Annotated in this window: 17 protein-coding genes; 12 read left to right on the forward strand and 5 right to left on the reverse strand. The window is 68.8% G+C overall.

The annotated features are described in order from the left end of the window. Positions 1-98: 98 nt before the first annotated feature. The 4 genes from nadA to nadC all read left to right on the forward strand — a co-directional run bounded on the left by nadA (position 99) and on the right by nadC (position 4,537). On the forward strand, positions 99-1,178 hold the full coding sequence (nadA, locus tag LC068_RS05875) for a quinolinate synthase NadA (protein ID WP_226635297.1): 1,080 nt from the start codon (positions 99-101) through the stop codon (positions 1,176-1,178). A gap of 109 nt (positions 1,179-1,287) precedes the next feature. Then, a complete protein-coding gene (locus LC068_RS05880; RefSeq protein WP_226635299.1) occupies positions 1,288-2,136 on the forward strand; it encodes a metalloprotease in 849 nt (282 codons plus the stop codon). Further along, complete coding sequence (locus LC068_RS05885) at positions 2,133-3,677, forward strand: L-aspartate oxidase (protein ID WP_226635302.1); 1,545 nt, start codon at positions 2,133-2,135, stop codon at positions 3,675-3,677. Before LC068_RS05880 ends, LC068_RS05885 begins: the two co-directional genes overlap by 4 nt. Before the next feature lie 14 nt (positions 3,678-3,691). After that, positions 3,692-4,537: a carboxylating nicotinate-nucleotide diphosphorylase gene (gene nadC, locus LC068_RS05890; RefSeq protein WP_226635304.1), complete on the forward strand. Its 846-nt coding sequence runs from the start codon at positions 3,692-3,694 to the stop codon at positions 4,535-4,537. 7 nt (positions 4,538-4,544) lie between these two features. Here nadC and LC068_RS05895 read toward each other — a convergent pair whose 3' ends face one another. Then, the gene (locus LC068_RS05895) at positions 4,545-5,612 is read right to left on the reverse strand and encodes a cell wall hydrolase (RefSeq protein ID WP_226635305.1); all 1,068 of its coding nucleotides are present in this window, start codon (positions 5,610-5,612) and stop codon (positions 4,545-4,547) included. A 610-nt stretch (positions 5,613-6,222) separates the two neighbouring features. Between LC068_RS05895 and LC068_RS05900 the strand changes: the two genes are divergently transcribed. Beyond that, positions 6,223-6,414 (forward strand): hypothetical protein, encoded by a 192-nt coding sequence (locus LC068_RS05900; RefSeq protein ID WP_226635306.1) that lies wholly within the window; start codon positions 6,223-6,225, stop codon positions 6,412-6,414. 184 nt (positions 6,415-6,598) lie between these two features. Further along, complete coding sequence (locus LC068_RS05905) at positions 6,599-6,979, forward strand: DUF6481 family protein (protein ID WP_209117176.1); 381 nt, start codon at positions 6,599-6,601, stop codon at positions 6,977-6,979. A 14-nt stretch (positions 6,980-6,993) separates the two neighbouring features. Here LC068_RS05905 and LC068_RS05910 read toward each other — a convergent pair whose 3' ends face one another. After that, positions 6,994-9,399, reverse strand: a complete 2,406-nt coding sequence (locus tag LC068_RS05910) for a PAS domain-containing protein (protein ID WP_226635307.1) — start codon at positions 9,397-9,399, stop codon at positions 6,994-6,996. 171 nt (positions 9,400-9,570) lie between these two features. Between LC068_RS05910 and LC068_RS05915 the strand changes: the two genes are divergently transcribed. From LC068_RS05915 to LC068_RS05930, 4 genes are all read left to right on the forward strand, one after another. After that, the gene (locus tag LC068_RS05915; protein WP_209117180.1) at positions 9,571-10,053 is read left to right on the forward strand and encodes a Dps family protein; all 483 of its coding nucleotides are present in this window, start codon (positions 9,571-9,573) and stop codon (positions 10,051-10,053) included. A gap of 108 nt (positions 10,054-10,161) precedes the next feature. Beyond that, on the forward strand, positions 10,162-11,307 hold the full coding sequence (locus LC068_RS05920; protein WP_226635308.1) for a cell wall hydrolase: 1,146 nt from the start codon (positions 10,162-10,164) through the stop codon (positions 11,305-11,307). A 74-nt stretch (positions 11,308-11,381) separates the two neighbouring features. Continuing rightward, positions 11,382-12,914, forward strand: coding sequence for a PAS domain-containing protein (locus LC068_RS05925; RefSeq protein ID WP_226635309.1), 1,533 nt, complete (start codon positions 11,382-11,384; stop codon positions 12,912-12,914). A gap of 76 nt (positions 12,915-12,990) precedes the next feature. Then, positions 12,991-13,410 (forward strand): response regulator, encoded by a 420-nt coding sequence (locus LC068_RS05930; RefSeq protein WP_226635310.1) that lies wholly within the window; start codon positions 12,991-12,993, stop codon positions 13,408-13,410. A gap of 7 nt (positions 13,411-13,417) precedes the next feature. Here LC068_RS05930 and trxB read toward each other — a convergent pair whose 3' ends face one another. After that, positions 13,418-14,437, reverse strand: a complete 1,020-nt coding sequence (trxB, locus tag LC068_RS05935) for a thioredoxin-disulfide reductase (RefSeq protein ID WP_226635311.1) — start codon at positions 14,435-14,437, stop codon at positions 13,418-13,420. Positions 14,438-14,508: 71 nt separating this feature from the next. On the opposite strand from trxB, the gene LC068_RS13905 reads away from it, so the two are divergent. Continuing rightward, positions 14,509-14,781, forward strand: a complete 273-nt coding sequence (locus tag LC068_RS13905) for a hypothetical protein (RefSeq protein WP_404825190.1) — start codon at positions 14,509-14,511, stop codon at positions 14,779-14,781. 30 nt (positions 14,782-14,811) lie between these two features. Continuing rightward, positions 14,812-16,335 (forward strand): TIGR00341 family protein, encoded by a 1,524-nt coding sequence (locus LC068_RS05945; protein WP_226635314.1) that lies wholly within the window; start codon positions 14,812-14,814, stop codon positions 16,333-16,335. Here the strand turns inward: LC068_RS05945 and LC068_RS05950 are convergent. Both LC068_RS05950 and greA read right to left on the reverse strand, forming a co-directional pair. Then, positions 16,332-17,345 (reverse strand): mitochondrial fission ELM1 family protein, encoded by a 1,014-nt coding sequence (locus LC068_RS05950; protein ID WP_226635317.1) that lies wholly within the window; start codon positions 17,343-17,345, stop codon positions 16,332-16,334. The two genes, LC068_RS05945 and LC068_RS05950, sit on opposite strands and share 4 nt — an antisense overlap. Beyond that, complete coding sequence (greA, locus tag LC068_RS05955) at positions 17,336-17,809, reverse strand: transcription elongation factor GreA (protein WP_209117192.1); 474 nt, start codon at positions 17,807-17,809, stop codon at positions 17,336-17,338. Before greA ends, LC068_RS05950 begins: the two co-directional genes overlap by 10 nt.

A 17,809-nucleotide genomic window follows, 5' to 3' on the forward strand; every position in this document is an offset into this window, starting at 1 on the left:
ACTTATGCTGAAAGTGAGCATAAGGAGGGCGGTCGGGGCGATCCCGCCGTCCTGTTTCGGGCCTCATATTTGCTCAGATTGAGCAAAAGGAGAGAGAGATGGCCGACGGCGCCTTTGGACTGTCCCCGGAAACCGAGCGGGCGACGGCCGCGATCTGGCCCAAGGTGCGCGATCATGTGACGCCGCTGGAATGGCCGGCGCAGGCGGAGCTGATCGTCGAGATCAACCGGCTGAAGGTCGAGCGCGATGCCGTCATCCTGGCCCACAACTATATGACGCCCGACATCTTCCACGGCGTCGGGGACTATGTCGGCGACAGTCTGGGGCTGGCCAAGGAGGCCGCGAAGTCGAAGGCGAAGGTGATCGTCCAGGCCGGCGTGCACTTCATGGCCGAGACCTCCAAGATCCTGAGCCCGGACAAGACCGTGCTGATCCCGGACCTCAGGGCCGGATGCTCGCTGGCGGCCTCGATCACCGGGGCGGACGTGCGCCTGATCAAGGCGCGCTATCCGGGCCTGCCGGTCGTCACCTATGTGAACACGACGGCCGATGTGAAGGCCGAGACCGACATCTGCTGCACAAGCGCCAATGCGGTGCAGGTGGTCGAGTGGGCGGCCAAGGAATGGGGTGTGGACCGGGTGATCCTGATCCCCGACGAATTCCTGGCGCGGAACGTCGCGGCCCAGACGAACGTGGGCATCATCGCCTGGAAAGGCCGCTGCGAGGTGCACGAGCGCTTCACCGCCGACGACATCGCAGAGATGCGGGCGGCGTATCCGGGCGCGGAAATCCTGGCGCACCCGGAATGCCCGGAGGAGGTGCTGGCCGCCTCAGACTTTGCCGGCTCGACCGCCGCCATGAGCGACTATGTCACCCAACGGAAGCCGAAGCAGGTGGTGATGATCACCGAGTGCTCCATGGCCTCGAACGTGGCGGCGGACTCTCCGGACACCCGCTTCATCGGGCCGTGCAACCTGTGCCCGCACATGAAGCGGATCACGCTGGAGAACATCCGCGACTGTCTGGTGAACATGCAGTTCGAGGTGACGGTGCCTGAGGCGCTGATCGAGCCCGCCCGCCGTGCGGTCCAGCGGATGGTCGACCTGCCCCCGCCCGAGAAGCCCGCGCGCTATGATCTGGTGCGGGCCCGCCACCACGTCGATGTGGAGTTGATCTGATGTACTATGTGGCCCCGACCCGGGTGGTGGCGAAGATCGAGCCGCGTACCCTGAAACTGTTGGCATTGGTCGCATTGTGGCTGGGTGTCACCCGGCCCACGTTGAGGCCATGAGCCAGACACCTCCCTCTTCCCGTCCGCCCTATGCCGGCCCGTGGGGGTCGCTGCCCGAGCGACCCGCCGGGCGTGCGGAGACGCGCCCGACGCCTGCGCCCGAGGACAAGGGCCAGGGCGTGGTGTGGGGACTTCTGTCGACCCTGCTGCTGGGCGGATTCATCTGGTACCTGAGCCAGAGCTGGGTGATCGCGGTCGCCGCGATCGTCGGCCTGTTCGTGCACGAATACGGCCATGTGCTGGCCATGAACCGGCTGGGCATGGGCCCGGCGAAGATCTTCATCATCCCCTTCCTGGGCGGGCTGGCACGCGGCCAGCGCATGCCGAAGAGCGAGTGGGACGGAGTGCTGGTCTCGCTGGCCGGTCCGGCCTTTGGCCTGCTGGCGGCCATCCCGTTCCTCGCCCTCTATTTCTGGACGGGACAGGGGATGTGGCTGAACGGCGTGTTCGCCATTGGCCTGATCAATCTGGTCAATCTGGCCCCGGCGCCGCCGCTGGACGGCTCCAAGGCGCTGGGCCCGGTGCTGGCCCGCATCCACCCGATGGTCGAATATGGCGCGATGATCGCCGTCGGGGCGCTGGTGGTCTGGTGGGGCATCTCGAACGGCAGCTTCATCTTTGCAGCCTTCCTCGCCATTGCCCTGATCGGCCATCTGAAGCGCGGCCAGTGGCGGCCCGAGGGACGGCAGCTGAGCTGGCCCGAGGCGGCCATGAGTGTCGGCCTGTTTGCGGCCACCACGGTCGCCTGTGTGGCGGTCACGACCTCGGCCTTCCTGATCCCGACGGGTGGCGACATTCAGGGTGCCTTTGACATGATCTCGCGCTTTGCGGGCTTCGGTCGATGAAGACCCTGCGTCATGACGGGCCACTGATCATCGGCGGCGGACTGGCGGGTCTGTCGGCAGCGCTGGAGGCGGCGCCGGCCAGGGTGATCGTGGCCACGCCCGCGCCCCTGCTGGAAGCCTGCGCCTCGGCCTGGGCCCAGGGCGGAATGGCGGCGGCCCTGGCGGCGGACGACAGCGCCGACCTGCACGCCGACGACACGGTGGAGGCGGGCGCCGGGCTGGTGGAGGCCGGGCGCGCACGGGCCCTGACCGAAGACGCCCGGGCGACGATCCAGTGGCTGGACCAGCTGGGCGCGCCCTTCGACCGGAGCACGGACGGCACCTATCATCTCAGCCGCGAGGCCGCGCACTCTCGCGCCCGGGTGGCCCGGGTGGGGGGCGACGGCGCCGGCCGGGCGATCCTGTCGGCGCTGGTGACGGCGGTGCGCGCCAGCGCTCACGTCACCGTCTGGGACGATGCCCGGCTGACCGGTCTGGTGCAGGACGAGACCGGGCGAATCCGGGGCGCCATCCTGCAGCGCGGTAGTCGCAAGGTGCGGGTTCTGGCCCCGGCCGTGATCCTGGCGACGGGCGGGATCGGTGGACTTTATGCCCGCACCACCACCCCCGGTGCGCTCCAGGGCGAAGGCATGGCGCTGGCCTGGATGGCCGGGGCTGAAATCCTTGATCCCGAATTCGTGCAGTTCCACCCCACGGCCATCCGCCTGACGGTGGCCGGGCCGGACAGCCCGCTGATCTCCCCCCTGCCGCTGGCAACCGAAGCGCTGAGAGGGGAAGGCGCGCGCCTGGTCGACCGGACGGGGGCCTATCTGCTGGGCGATGACGACAGCGCCGACCTCGCCCCCCGGGACCAGGTGGCGCGCGCCGTGTTTGCCGCCGAGATGGACGGCCGGGGTGCCTTCCTCGACGCCACCCGGGCCATCGGCGAGGCCTTTCCGACGGACTTCCCGGCCGTCTTTGCCGCCTGCATGCGTATGGGGCTGGACCCGCGACAGGCGCCCATCCCCGTAGTGGCGGCGGCCCACTATCACATGGGGGGCATTGCCGCCGATGCCGACGGACGGACCACGCTGGCCGGCCTGTATGCCGTGGGTGAGTGCGCGGCGACCGGGGTGCACGGGGCGAACCGGCTGGCCTCCAACTCCCTGCTCGAGGCGGCGGCGTTCGGACGGCGCGCCGGACGGGCAGCCCGACGGGAAGCGGCCGGTGACAGCCGCGCCCTGACGACCCTCGCGGGTGAGCCGCTGCCGGAGACGGCACTGGACACCTTGCGTGCCCTGATGGACCGGCACGTCGGCGTGGTCCGTGACCGGGACGGCTTGCAGGCCGCGCAGGTCGCGCTGGACGATCTGGCCGCGCGCTATCCGGACGCCCTGCCCCTGATCGCCGCGCGGCGGGTCGTGGACGCGGCTCTGGCGCGCGAGGAGAGCCGTGGCGGCCATTATCGCAGCGACCACCCCGGGACCTTCGCCGAAGCGCACCACACCCGGATGGTCCGGGACATCGCCCGCCCGGTCCTGCCCGTGCTCGCCGCTGAATAGAGGACAAACCCGGAATGCGCCCTGCCTTGCCCGACATCCTGATCCAGCCGGTCGTGACCGCCGCCCTGGCCGAGGACCTTGGGCGTGCGGGAGACGTCACGGCCGCCGCCTGCATCCCCGAGGATGCGCGGCTGAAGGCGGCTTTCGCGGCGCGCGCGGACGGCGTCATGGCTGGCGGTGCCTGTGTGCGGCTCGCTATCGCCGCGCTGGATCCGGAGGCAGAGATTTCGGTCCGGGTTCCGGAGGGTGAGGCCTTCTCGGCCGGCGAAACCCTGATTTCAGTCGAAGGACAGGCCCGGGCGGTGCTGGCCGCCGAGCGCACGGCGCTGAACCTGCTGGGGCGGCTGTGCGGGATCGCCAGCCAGACCCGGGCCTTTGTGCAGGCCGTCGAGGGGACCGGCGCCCGGATCGCGGACACCCGCAAGACCACGCCCGGCCTGCGCGCCCTGGAAAAGCATGCGGTGGCCTGTGGCGGCGGATTGAACCACCGCTTCGGTCTGGATGACGCCATCCTGATCAAGGACAACCATGTGGCGGTGTGCGGCGGGGTGGGAGAGGCCGTGCGCCGGGCCCGGGCCCATGCCGGACACCTGATGAAGGTCGAGGTCGAGGTCGACGGTCTGGATCAGCTGGACGCGGCCCTGGCCGAAGGGCCGGACGTGATCATGCTGGACAACTTCAGCCTGACCGACCTGAGCGAGGCGGTGGCCCGCGCCGGGCAGCGGGTGACTCTGGAGGCCTCGGGCGGGGTGACGCTCGAGACCGTCCGCTCGATCGCGGAGACCGGGGTCAACGTCATCTCGGTCGGGGCGCTGACGCACTCCGTGCCCAATCTGGACATCGGACTGGACGCCGTCTGAGGCCCGATCAGCTCTCGGTCGACACCGCAGTTGCAGCGGCCGGGACACTGTCACGGGGCGCCGGCGCCGCCGGGCGACGCGCAGGCGTCTCGGCCGAAACCGGCGTGGTGCCGGCCGGAGCGGCCGGACGGATCGCCGCCTGCCCTTGCGGACGGGGGGCCGTCTGGGCCGGAGCCGCCGTCGCCGGAGCCGCCTGGGCGCGGACGTCATCCTCGGTGCGACCTTCCTGAGCCAGCAGCAGGCTGTAGGCCACAGCCTGACCGACCTGACGGACGGGTTCGCTCGGGTCCATGCCCGCCTGGATCAGGCGCGGCTCGTCCGAGCCGGTGGACGGCGCGGGATCATAGGCGAAGGCGCGGCTGGAGCCGCTGCGGCCGCCGAAACGGTAGAAGACGTGGTCCCCGACCTGGCTGACGCGGATCAGCGAGGACCGCCAGCGCGGGCTGACGCCCGTGGTGTGGAAGTGGGTGGCATTGCCGACCGGCGCATAGACCGAGCCCGACAGGGCCTCGGTCGCGACCTGGCGGGCGCGGTTCCAGGCACCCCGGTTCACGCCCCGGCGCATGGAGCCGTCGCAGGTGAAGCTGAACTGGCAGCCGGTGCGGCGACCGGCGCCCTGGAAGACGACGGCGCAGATGGTCTTGGGGAAGGCCGGGTGACGGGCGCGGTTGATGACGACCTGGGCGACCGCCTTCATGCCGTCACGACCTTCGCCGCGGGCTTCGTAATAGACCGCCTGGGTCAGGCATTCGAGATCGCGGCTGGCGTCCAGCGCATTGCCGAGGCGGAAGGGCGAGGCCGCCGGATGGGCCGGGCCGGTCGAGGCGAGGCGCAGACCGGGCATACCCGCGGGCGCGGCCGGGCGCAGCTGTTCCAGACGGGCGGTCAGCAGTTCAGCCTGACGGTCGCGACGGCTGGGACCGGCAACAGTATAGGGATCGTGGCGACGGGCGATGGCGAGCGCGCTGGCGTCCAGACCACCGGCCGCGGCCACCATGGCCTCTTCCGTGAAGCCGGCCGACGCGGCGCCGTCCAGACGCACGGCCTGGGCACGCAGGGTCGTGGCCTTGGCCATTGTACCCCCGAGATAGGCAACACCGATCGTGAGACCGAACAGGCCTCCAACCAGGGCCGCCGCGACACCGGGCGTCACGCGTGAGCGCGCAGAATTGGTGTCGGCAGTCCGGGGCGACAGGGGCGATGACAAAGGCTCAATCCAGGTCCGCAGGGCGCGATGCCGCCCCTTAGGTAGTCTGTCAGTCTGCGGGGATTCAGGCGAAACCGCGCACACGACGAGGCCGACGCACCGGCAGTCCGCCGATCGTCGGGGACGCGCCTTTAACATAGGCACTGTGGCGCAAATAGGGTTGATTCGCAAGAATCGGGGATGGTGCAGCAATTTTGCCCCACTCCCTGCCATGCCAGTAGATGATCTGTGCTGTCCCTGAGTTATTCTTGACAGATCAGGCCGCGACAACTGGACGAGGTGACATAAACTGAGTTCAGAGGCGCCCCCGGCGCACACAGTGTGTGCACGGAACCATGTTCACAGTATTCCAGCCGACCTGAACCTCCGGAAACACTTCTCGGGGCGCGCGGAGCGGAACCGCGAGGCTTACAGCCACGTTTTCCGGTCGATGATTCCTCCCCGGACGGGTGCCCGTCCCCCAAGAAAGGTTTGACCCATGACCCGCAAGACCCTGATGGCCGCCGCCCTGATCACCACCTTTGGCCTCGTCGTGACCGCCTGCGGCAGCACGATCGAACAGAAGGCCGCCACCGGCGCCGTGGCGGGCGCCGTTGTCGCCGGCCCGGTGGGTGCGGCCGTCGGCGGTGCCGCCGGCACGGCCATGGGCCAGGCCGCCAAGGACGACTGATACCGCCCGGGCAATGAAGACACAGCCCGGCAATACAGCGTCGCCGTATGCCCCGGTGACTTGATCCCCCGGCCTTCGGGCCGTAAAGCCCCCCGGTCAGCGCGCCTCAGCCGCTGACCGGGTCCGGCTGCAAGAGCCGGATCGCCGCCCCCGCTGACCAACCCCTCCAGCTGACCGAGACTTGATGAGAGATCTGAAGCAGACCGGCTTTGCCGATCGCCTGGCCACACAGGCCGAAGCCAAAAAAGCCCTTCTGGCCCGGTTCAAGCCCAAGCCGTCGATTCCCGATCCCGACTTCGACAAGCGCGCGGAACGTGCTGCTGCGGAGAAGGAAGCAGCACGGCTGGAGAAGCTGCGCCTGAAAGAAGAGAAGGACGCCGAGAAGCGCGCCGCCCAGGAAGCCGCTCGCCGCGAGGCCGAAGCCAAGAAGGCCGCCGCCGAACAGGCCAAGTTCCAGACCGCCGAGCAGATCGCGGAAGAGCGCCGCAACGAGCGCCGCGAACGCAAGGCCGCGATCAAGGCCGAGCAACGCGCCCGTCGCGCCGAAAAGAAGATGCGCCGCTGATCGTCTGACCGCGGTCAGACCTTGAGCACCGCCTTCAGGGCATCGGCGGCAAACGGCTTGCGGATCAGCGCCCAGGGCGCGTCGCGCAGGGCCTCGTCGACATCGTCGCCCGCATAGCCCGTGGCCAGTACGATCCGCATCTCGGGATAGAGGTCCGCCGCCCGTTGCGCGAGATCCAGTCCGGACATGCCGCCCGGCATGACGATGTCGGTCAGCAGCAGGTCAAACGTGCCGGTCCTGAGCCGCTTGAGGGCTGAAGCGCCGTCGGCGGCCGTGGTGACCTTGAGGCCGAGCGTCTCGAGGATCGCCACCGCAATGGCCTGAACCTCGGGATCATCCTCGACCAGCAGGACCGAGCGCCGCTCGACCGGGTCTTCGGCCCCTGTCGCGGCAGCCACCGGCTGGCTGGTTTCGTCGGCCGTGGCGACCGGCAGATACATGTCCATCCGGGTTCCGGTGCCGTCCGCCGACGTGACGTGGATGGCGCCCCCGCTCTGCTTCAGGAAGCCATAGACCTGGGACAGACCGAGGCCGGTGCCCTTGCCGACGGCCTTGGTGGTGTAGAAGGGCTCAAAGATCCGGTCGCGCAGATCGTCGGGAATGCCGGGGCCGTCGTCCACCACGCTGATGCGCACATAGTCGCCGGGCTCCAGATCCGCGACATCGCCGGCCCGCACCTTCATCTGGCGGGTCTCGACCTCGACCTTGCCCGTGCCGCCCACCGCGTCGCGCGCATTGACCAGCAGGTTCAGCAGGGCGGCCTCGAACTGGGCGGTGTCGACCCGGATGCGGGCGCCGCCGCGGCGGAGTTTCGAGCTGTAGGTCATGCCCCCGCCCAGCGCCCCGCGGATCAGGGGTTCGCCCTCGCGGATCAGGGCGTTCACATCGACGGTTTCCGGCCGGAGCGCCTGACGCCGCGAGAAGGCCAGAAGCTGGTGCGTCAGCCGCTCGCCGCGCCGGGCCGCGCTGAGGGCCGCCTCGGTCAGCTTCAGGCGCCGGGCCTCGTCCACCTTGTTGTTCAGCAGCATGTCGAGGCCGCCGATGACGACCGTCAGCAGGTTGTTGAAGTCATGGGCCACGCCCCCGGTCAGCCGTCCGACCGCCTCCATCCGCTGGGCATGCATGAGGTCGGCCTCGGCCTGGGCCTTGTCCATCAGGGCCTTGCCGACCCGCTCCTCGAGCAGCTCATTGATGCGCTTGAGGTCGACCTCGGCCTGTTTGGCGTCGGTGACGTCAAAGGCCACCCCGACGAAGCCCTGGACCTTGGCCTGGGCGTCGAGGCGCGGCCGGGAGAAGGACCTGAGCCAGCGCCATTCTCCGTCCGCGCGGCGGTATCGCGCCTCCAGGCTGAAGGGTTGGCCGGTGGCCTCTCCGGCGATCGACTCGGCGACGACGCGGTCATGATCGTCCGGGTGAATGAAGGCACGCCAGTCGGTCTGCAGGGTGGTCGCATGATCCGCGCCCATGAACCGGCGATAGGCCTCGTTGACGAACTCGCGGGTGCGGTCGGCGGCCGTCACCCAGATCAGGACGGGCGCGTCATTGGCCATGTCGCGGAAGCGCTCCTCGCTCTCGCGGAGCGCGCTTTCCACCTGCCGGACCTCGGACAGATCGATGTTGGCGCCGACCATGCCGAGAAAGACGCCCCGGGCGTCGAACCGCGGACGGGCGTGGGTCTCGAGGATGCGCCACTCCCCGTCGGAACGCAGGTACCGGGCTTCTATCTGCAGGGGGGTGCGGGATTTCAGCGCCGCCAGGCTGGCGTTCCAGACCCGCTCGCGATCCTCGGGATGAATGGCGTCCAGCCAAGGCGTCGGATCCCCGAGGTCGGTCGGTCGATCGCCCCAGAAGCGGCGATACTCGGCATTCAGATAGACCCGTCCCTCGACGTCGGCGGTCCAGAGCATGACCGGGGCCACATCGGCGATGTCCCGGAAGCGCGCCTCATATTCGTCCACGCGAACCGCGGTTGCGCGCAGGTCCGCGACCGTCTCGTCCAGACGCCGCATGGCGCGTCTGAGGGCGGACGCGACCCAGGTGACGAACAGGCCGACCAAGATGAAATTCGCGGTGGCCACACGGCCGAGGTTGCTGGAGATGCCGACTCCCGCCGTGTCGGGCCCGGCCACCCACCAGCCCCCCAGCAGGCAGACCATCACCGCCACGCCGCCGGCAATCCGGCCGCCCGCCAGCGCAGCCAGCACCACCGCCGGCAACAGGATCATGAAGCCCGTGACGCCCTCGTAGAAGGTCGACAGGGCCAAGCGTACGGCGAGGCCCGCCGCGGCGGCCAGCAGGCCGATGACGATGGACTGGACGATGCCGGGCGGTGGCGTGCGGGCCAGACGGGCCAGCATGGCGTCGGCACTGAGGCGGGCGCGGCCGGGGTCGGTCGAGTCCTGGTCCCCGCTGCGATTCATGCGTCTGGCCCCCGCCGCATCACCCGAATTTCACTGAGGTTTGAACGCAAGCGTGGCTGTCGCGTTCCGGAGCGCACAGGGCGGACCGCGAGCGACTGTGGATGGTTGTTCCATGCCGTGTCCGTGCCCATCTGCAATCCCTGATCCGCATCCGCAACCCGAGGAGTTGTCATGACCACCGCGACCATCCAGACCGGCCTGAAGAAGGCGGACCGCAGCCAGGTGTCCGAAGCCCTGACCAAGGTGCTGGCCGACAGCTTCGCTGTCTATCTGAAAACCCACGGCTATCACTGGAATGTGCGGGGCCCGGAGTTTTTCACCCTGCACAACCTCCTGGAGCAACAGTACACGGAAATCTGGGGCGCGCTCGACGATATCGCCGAACGGATCCGCGCGCTCGGCATCCTGGCGCCGCAGGGCTATGCCACCTTCGGCAATCTAACGGCCATCAAGGACGGCGATCCCGAGCAGGAGGCCGAGGCCATGCTCAAGGAGCTGATGCGCGACCACGAGACGCTGATCGCGACGACGCGCGATACCCTGTCGTTGGCCGATGAGGCGGGTGACGAGGCGACGGCCGACCTGATGACCCAGCGTCTGGCGGCCCACGAGAAATTCGCCTGGATGCTGCGCTCTACCCTGGGCGGTCGCTGACCCGGTCGGAGGCAGGCGGTCGCCGGACCGCCTGCCCGCGCCTGAAAAAGGCCCGACTGGCGGGATATCGTCGTGCTTCAGAGCGATGAAAGTCCCATATTCCCTGTGATGAAACAGCTTGCGACACTGCTGGCGTGGGTGAAGGCCCGGTTCCCGGACGGCCGTCTGTCGGGGCTGAGCCTTGTCGCCCTCATGGCCCTGTCCGGAGTGGCTATGACGGCCAGCTCTGCGGCCCGGCCCGAGCTGGATGGCACCGGGCGCGCCGTTCTCAGCGCTACCGGCGGCGATCTGGGCTCCGACGATCTCGATGCCATGGCCGCGCGAACCACCCCTGAGCAGCTGGGGCTGGTCGCTACGCCGACCCTGGTCGTGGGCGAGACCGGGCTGGAGGCGCAGCGTCTGAACGCGGCCCGCCCGGTGGCCGCCGGGCTGCTGCGGCCCGCGCGCCCCTTCAGCCTCGGCCGGATCGCCACGGCGGATCGCAACCGGGCCCTGCGCTGTCTGACGCAGGCCGTCTATTATGAAGCCGCGCTGGAGCCGCGCGCCGGTCAGGAGGCGGTCGCCCAGGTGGTGTTGAACCGGGTTCGCGACCCGAACTTCCCCAATACGGTCTGCGGCGTGGTGTTCGAGGGGGCCGAGCGGGTGACGGGCTGCCAGTTCAGCTTCACCTGCGATGGCGCGCTGGGGCAGGCCCCGGTCGGATGGGCCTGGAAGCGGGCTGAGGACGTGGCCCGTCGGGCGCTGGACGGTCATGTCTCCGAGCGCGTGGGCACCGCCACCCACTATCACGCCGACTATGTCTTCCCCTGGTGGGCGCCCAGCCTGGGCAAGATCGACCAGATCGGGGCGCATATCTTCTATCGCTGGAAGGGCTATCCCGGCGAGACGGCCGCCTTTTCGCAGTCCTATGCCGGGCGCGAGCCGGTGATTGACGAGGCGCGCTTCTCGCAGCCGCGCATCCTGATGGCCGATGCCACGGAGGAAGAAGCCCTGACCGCTCCCGACGGGACGGTGGTGGGCGCGCCGCCGCGTACGGTCGAGATCAACGGCCAGACCCGTGTGGTCGGCGCGGCCAGTCTGGGAGGCCGGCGTCAGCCGACGCCCGAAGAGATCGCCGAGATCAATCGCAATCTGGCGGATTTCGAGGAACAGGGCCCTGCGCCCACACGTGTGGCGCCCACGCCCGTCCCCGGCGTGGTCGGGCTGGAGGTCGAGGAAGTGGGCCGCCCTTCGCGCCAGTCGGCAGGCCGATAGTTCCTTATTGAAACCCGCGGGCCGCCCCTGCATTGATAGGGTCTTGTGGCACTTCTGCCTTTTCCGGAACCGGGATGTCCGACACCACCTCTGCCCCCTCGGGCTGGACCGAAGCCGAACGTCTGGCCGCCCTGCGCGACTACGACATTCTGGACACGGAGCCGGAGCGCGCGTTCGACGACATCGTCGATCTGATCGCCACCCTGTTCGACGCCCCGATTGCCGTGGTCAATCTGATTGACGAAGGGCGGCAGTGGTTCAAGGCCGAGAAGGGCCTCGGCGTGCGCGAGACGCCGCTGGAGAGCAGCTTCTGCGCCCATGCGATCCTCGAGGCTGACCGTATGGTCGTGCCGGACGCCACCCAGGATACCCGCTTCACCTGCAACCCCCTGGTCACCGATGCGCCCGGCCTGCGCTTCTATGCCGGTCAGCTGTTGAAGTCGGCGGAGGGCCTGCCGCTCGGCACCCTGTGCGTTCTGGACACCAGGGCCCGGCCGGAAGGCCCGACCGAACTGCAGCTCAAGGCCCTCGAGGTGCTGGCGGATCAGGTGATGACCCAGCTGAACCTGCGCCGCGCGCTGAAGCACCAGCAGAGGTCGGAAGCCGAGTTTCGCGCCATCGCCGACTCCATGCCCCAGATGGTGTGGTCGACCCTGCCGGACGGCCACCACGACTATTACAATGCGCGCTGGTACGAGTTCACGGGCGTGCCGCCCGGCTCGACCGACGGCGAAGGCTGGAACGACATGTTCCACCCGGAGGACCAGGAGCGGGCGTGGGAGCGGTGGCGTCATTCGCTGGCGACCGGCGACCCCTATGAGATCGAATACCGGCTGCGCCGCCATGACGGGGTCTATTGCTGGACGCTGGGCCGGGCCATGCCGGTGCGCGACGCCGAGGGCCGGATCGTGCGCTGGTTCGGGACCTGCACCGATATCGACGACCTCAAGCGCATGGATCAGGCCAAGGAGCTGCTGAGCCAGGAGCTGAGCCACCGGATCAAGAACATCTTTGCCGTGGTCTCGGCGCTGGTGGCCCTGTCGGCGCGCCAGCATCCGGAGGCGCGGCCGTTCGCCCAGTCGCTGCGCACCCGCATCAATGCCCTGGCCCGGGCCCATGAATTCGTGCGGCCCCACAGCGACGTCTCGCGCCCCACCATGGGCGACATGACGCTGCACGGTTTCCTCGCGGCGCTGTTCACCCCCTACACCGACGAGCAGGGCCAGCCCCGGGTGCGGATCACCGGCGATGACGCCGCCTTTGACGACCAGGCCGCCACCTCGGTCGCCCTGCTGTTCCACGAACTGGCCACCAATGCCGCCAAATACGGCGCCCTGTCGGTCGAGGGGGGCTATGTGGACGTGGAAACGGACCACAGTCAGGCGGGTCTGTATCGCCTGGCGTGGCGGGAGCGTCAGGGACCCGCGATCGATGGCGTGCCGCAGAAGTCCGGTTTTGGGTCTTCGCTGGCCACGCTTTCCGTTGAAGGGCAGCTCGCGGGGAAATTAACACGCAACTGGAACCCGGACGGCCTGGAAGTGTTGGTCGAGCTGCCCGCGACCGCCCTGTCGCGCCGTAACGCTGCACGCGTGGTTACAAAGGCGTAACCACGCAACCGGCATATCCCTTGCACGTTCGTTTTGAAGACTCTCCCGTTCACAGTTTTTGACACTCCTGCCTGCCATGCCCGCCCGTATCCTCATCGTTGAAGACGAAGCCCTCGTGGCCATGGAACTTCGCTTCGTGCTGGAGGACCTGGGCCACGAAGTCGTGGGTACGGCCGCAGACTCGCAAACGGCCCTGAACCTCGCCAAGGAAACGGACGTCGATCTGGCGCTCGTGGACATTCACCTGTCGGACGGCCCCACGGGCGTGTCGATCGGCCGCGAGCTGGCGACCGATCACAAGGTCGCCGTGCTGTTCATGACGGCCAACCCGGGCATGGTGCGCGACGGCGTGGCCGGCACTATCGGCGTGCTGTCAAAGCCCACCGACGAGCATATCGTGCAGAATGCCGTGTCCTATGCGCTGGGCGTGAAGAATGGGGCGCCGACCAATATGGCGCCGCCCCAGCTTCAGCTGTTCAACCAGGCCGGCGCCTAGCTCCGCCCTACCAGACGCCGATCTTTTCCGCTTCGGCGTGGGAGATCGGGTTGCCCGCCCGGGCATGGTCGACCTCGGCCAGATAGCGGGCGGCTTCCAGCGCGGCCATACAGCCCATTCCGGCGGCCGTAACGGCCTGGCGGTAGACGTCGTCCGTGACGTCGCCCGCCGCATAGACCCCCTCGATCGAGGTCGAGGTCGTGCCCGGCTTGACCACCAGATAGCCGCCGGATTTGGTCTCGAGCTGGCCGGCGAAGACCTCGGACGACGGCGCGTGACCGATGGCGATGAACACGCCGTCGGCCGGGACATCGCGCGTCCCGGTGCCCTCGGTCTCGCGAAGGCGCACCCCGGTGACATTCGAGGCCATGCCGTCCGTCTGGCCGAGGATTTCATCGACCACGTGATTCCACACCACCTCGATCTTCGGATGGGCGAACAGGCGTTCCTGCAGGATCTTCTCGGCGCGGAACTCGTCGCGGCGATGGACGACGGTGACCTTGGACGCAAAGTTCGTCAGGAACAGCGCCTCCTCGACGGCGGTGTTGCCGCCCCCGACCACCACGACCTCCTTGCCACGATAGAAGAAGCCGTCGCAGGTGGCGCAGGCGGACACGCCGAACCCCTGATACTTCGCCTCGCTCTCAAGGCCCAGCCACTTGGCCTGGGCGCCGGTCGAGATGATCACCGTCTCGGCCAGCAGTTCGGTGCCGGAATCGAGCGTCAGCCGGAACGGGCGCTGCGACAGGTCGGCTTTCGTCACGATGTCGTGGATGACCTCGGTACCGACGTGCTCGGCCTGGGCCTGCATCTGCTCCATCAGCCAGGGACCCTGGATGACCTCGGCAAACCCCGGATAGTTCTCGACATCGGTGGTGATGGTCAGCTGGCCGCCGGGCTGGATGCCGGCGATCACCACCGGCTCAAGCGAGGCGCGGGCGGCATAGATGGCGGCGGTCCAGCCGGCGGGGCCGGACCCGATGATGGCGACACGAACGGTGCGGGGGGCGGAAGAGGAGCTGCTCATGCGGCCTATTTAGGGGCTGATTCCCGATCGTGCGATGGCTAGTCTGCCCGGGAACGGCGAAGGAGTTGGGGATGAGTGACAACAAGAACGCGGCCTTCCTGCCCCTCGGCATGGGCGTCGGGATTGCGATCGGCGTCGCGCTGGGCACGGCGCTGGACAATCTGGCGCTGGGACTGGGGCTGGGTGTGGCCATCGGCGCCGGTATCGGCGTCAGCGGTATGGCAGCAGGCAAGTCGAAGAAGAAGGATGGCGACGGGTCGGCGGGCGTCGTGGCCAGCGACACCAGTGACCGGTCCTCGAAGGATTTCGACGCGGGTGACGGCGGCGGCGGCGGAGGCGATTGACGTTCGCCCTCGACCGATGAAGAAGACCGTATGAGCGATCTGGGTCAGAGCGCGCGCGAGACGCGCACCTTCGTCCGCCGGTTCCTGGCCATTGCCCGCCGCAATGTCGACCACGAGGCCGTCGCCGAGAACGTCTATGAGAACGGCGGGCTGAGCGGCCGCTATCTGATCATGACCGGGATCTCGGCGGCCATCGCCATCCTCGGCCTGATGTTGTCATCGCCGGCCGTGGTGATCGGCGCCATGTTGATGTCGCCCATGATGGGGCCGATCGTGGCGCTGGGCTTTTCGCTGGCCCTGCTGGACTTCAGCGAGCTGAACCGGGCGCTCCGGGCGCTGGCCCTCGGCTTTGGACTGGCGCTGATCGTGGCCGTGGTGCTGACGCTGCTGTCGCCGCTGAAGGAGCCGACGACCGAGATCTTGGCGCGGACCCGACCCAATTTCTTCGACCTGCTGATCGCCGTCTTCTCCGGCATTGCGGGCGCCTATGCGGTGATCAAGCAGAGAGGCGAGACCATCATCGGGGTGGCCATCGCCACGGCCCTGATGCCGCCCGTCGCGACCGTGGGCTTTGGCCTTGGCACCGGCGACATGGGGATCGCCGGTGGGGCCTTCTTCCTGTTCATGACCAACCTTGTGGCCATTGCTCTGGCGGCGACGCTGACAGCCGGCTTCTACGGCTTCCGTCCCCGGCTGATGGAGCGACCGGTGAAGTGGCGGGGTGTGGCCGTGGTGCTGGTGTTCGCCGTGCTGTCGGCGCCGCTGGCGCTGTCGCTGCGCGCCATCGGCCTCGAAAGCCGGGCGACGGCCGAAACCCGGCTGGCGGTGGATGCCATCTTCTCAGGGTCGGAGTCGCGCATCACCCTGCTGGACGTCCGCAGCCAGTCGGGCGAGGTCAGCGTCTCGGCCCTGGTGAGCACGCGATCGCTGGTCGCCGATGCCGAAAGCCGCCTGCAACAGCGACTCACCGCGGCCCTGCATGTGCCGGTGGTGGCCAATCTGGACCAGATCGTCGTGGCCGACCCCGAGGCGGCCTCGCGCGCGGTGCAGGCAAGTCCGGTCTCGGCGCCCGATCCCGTTGCCGCACTGCGCGGACGCCTGATCGAGGCGGTGCCCTTTGCCACGGACGCCATCATGCTGAATGCCGAGGGATCGCGGGCGGTGATCCTGCTGCGGCCCGAGGCGGGTCTGGACCTGCAGAGTGCCTATGCGCTGGAGACCGCCCTCACCCGCCGGTTCGAAGGCCTGACCGTGCTGGTCACGCCGCCGGTCCAGGTGTTCGACACCGTCGACCTGGGCGATCCGCAGGCGCGGGCGCGGGCGGTATGGGCCCTGTCCCGCTGGCGGGCGACCCCGGCCGTGCGCGCCTGTCGTCCGGAACAGCCGCCGGAACCCGAATCCCCTCCGGCTGAGGGCGAGAACGCACCGGCACGGCTGGATTTTGGACAGACCTTCATCGCCGAGCTGACCGCCGCCGGCGTGTCGACGCGGACGGAGGGGGCACCGGCCTGCCAGCGCGGCGACATCAATGTGGCGCGACTGTCGCTGAACTAGGCGGCGCGCCAGCGGTCGTAGCGACGAAGCAGTTCGCGCGCGGCACGGTCTGTCTCGGCGAGAGGCTCGATCGGCTCGCTTCCAGCCTCAAGCGTGCCGTCGAAGGGTCGTGCGAGGCCCCGGGCGATCAGGGCCTGGCGCAGGCGGTCGAACTTGGGCTGGGCCTTGCGCGCCACCATGGGCAGCAGGTGCACCGGCTTGCCCGTCGAGGCCGCCTCGGTCGCCATATTGGCGCTGTCCTCGGTCACCAGCACCTGATCGGCGGCATCGAGGAAGGCGAAATAGGGATTGTCGCCCCGGCCATCCCAGATCCAGCCCGGCACATCGGCCAGACCGTCGCGCAGGGCGGCCTCGGCCTCGGGCGGGGTGCGGCGGGACAGGGTCACCATGACCGAGCCGCCTGCGACCTGAACCGCCTGCCGGATATCGTGCGCCAGCCGGGCGGCGTGGTCCGCGGGCAGGTCGTGGCTGGCCGACCGGCCGCCGATGAGCACCGCCACACGCGGACGAGGGAGGGCATCGAGGACGTCAAAGGCCGAAGCCGCCCCGGCGATGCGCGCGGGCGTGATGCGATGGGGCGAGCCGAGGATGGAGATCACATTGGGGCCGCTCAGGCCATCGTGCTCGGGGGCGACCACCAGATCGAAAGCGTCGGTCCGCCAACGGGGGTCCTGCGTCTGGACGACGAAGGGCCGGCCGGGTCCGGCGGAGGCGGCCGTGGCTGACAGGGGCAGGGAGGCCCGGCCGGTCGCGATCCAGATGTCGGGCCAGGGCGCGCCATCGGACGGCAGGACCGCATCCGACGCCGGATCGCGCATCCACGGCTGTTTCAGGACCGAGGGCCAACGGTCGAACAGGGGCCGCCAGCCGATCCGGCAGACGTCGATGTCAGAGGGACGAAGGCGCTGGACGGCCTCGGCCAGACCCAGCGCCTGATTCTGGATGCCGGCCCGGCCGTCGGAGACGACCCGGATCCGGAGGGGAGACGCGCTGTCGCGTGTCAGATCCACTCGACCTTGAGGACTTCATAGGCCTTCACGCCGCCGGGCGTGTTGACCTCGACGACGTCGCCGACCTCCTTGGAGATCAGGGCGCGCGAGAGCGGCGAGGTGATCGAGATCCGGCCCTGCTTCACATCGGCTTCGTGCTCGCCGACGATCTGGTAGCGAGCCTCCTCGTCCGTGTCCTCGTCAACCACGGTGACGGTGGCGCCGAACTTGACCTGGGTCCCCGACAGCTTCGACACGTCGATGACCTGGGCCCGCGACATGCGGTCCTCGATCTCGGCGATCTGGCCCTCGATCCAGCCCTGCCGTTCCTTGGCGGCGTGATACTCGGCGTTTTCGGACAGGTCGCCGTGTTCACGGGCCTCCGAAATGGCCGCGATCACCGCGGGACGTTCCACGGACTTCAATTGCTTGAGCTGATCGTCCAGGGCGCGATAGCCCGGGGCCGTCATCGGCACTTTTTCCAT

The sequence above is a fragment of the Brevundimonas poindexterae genome, assembly GCF_020524625.1.
GTDB classification, from domain to species: Bacteria; Pseudomonadota; Alphaproteobacteria; order Caulobacterales; family Caulobacteraceae; genus Brevundimonas; species Brevundimonas poindexterae_A.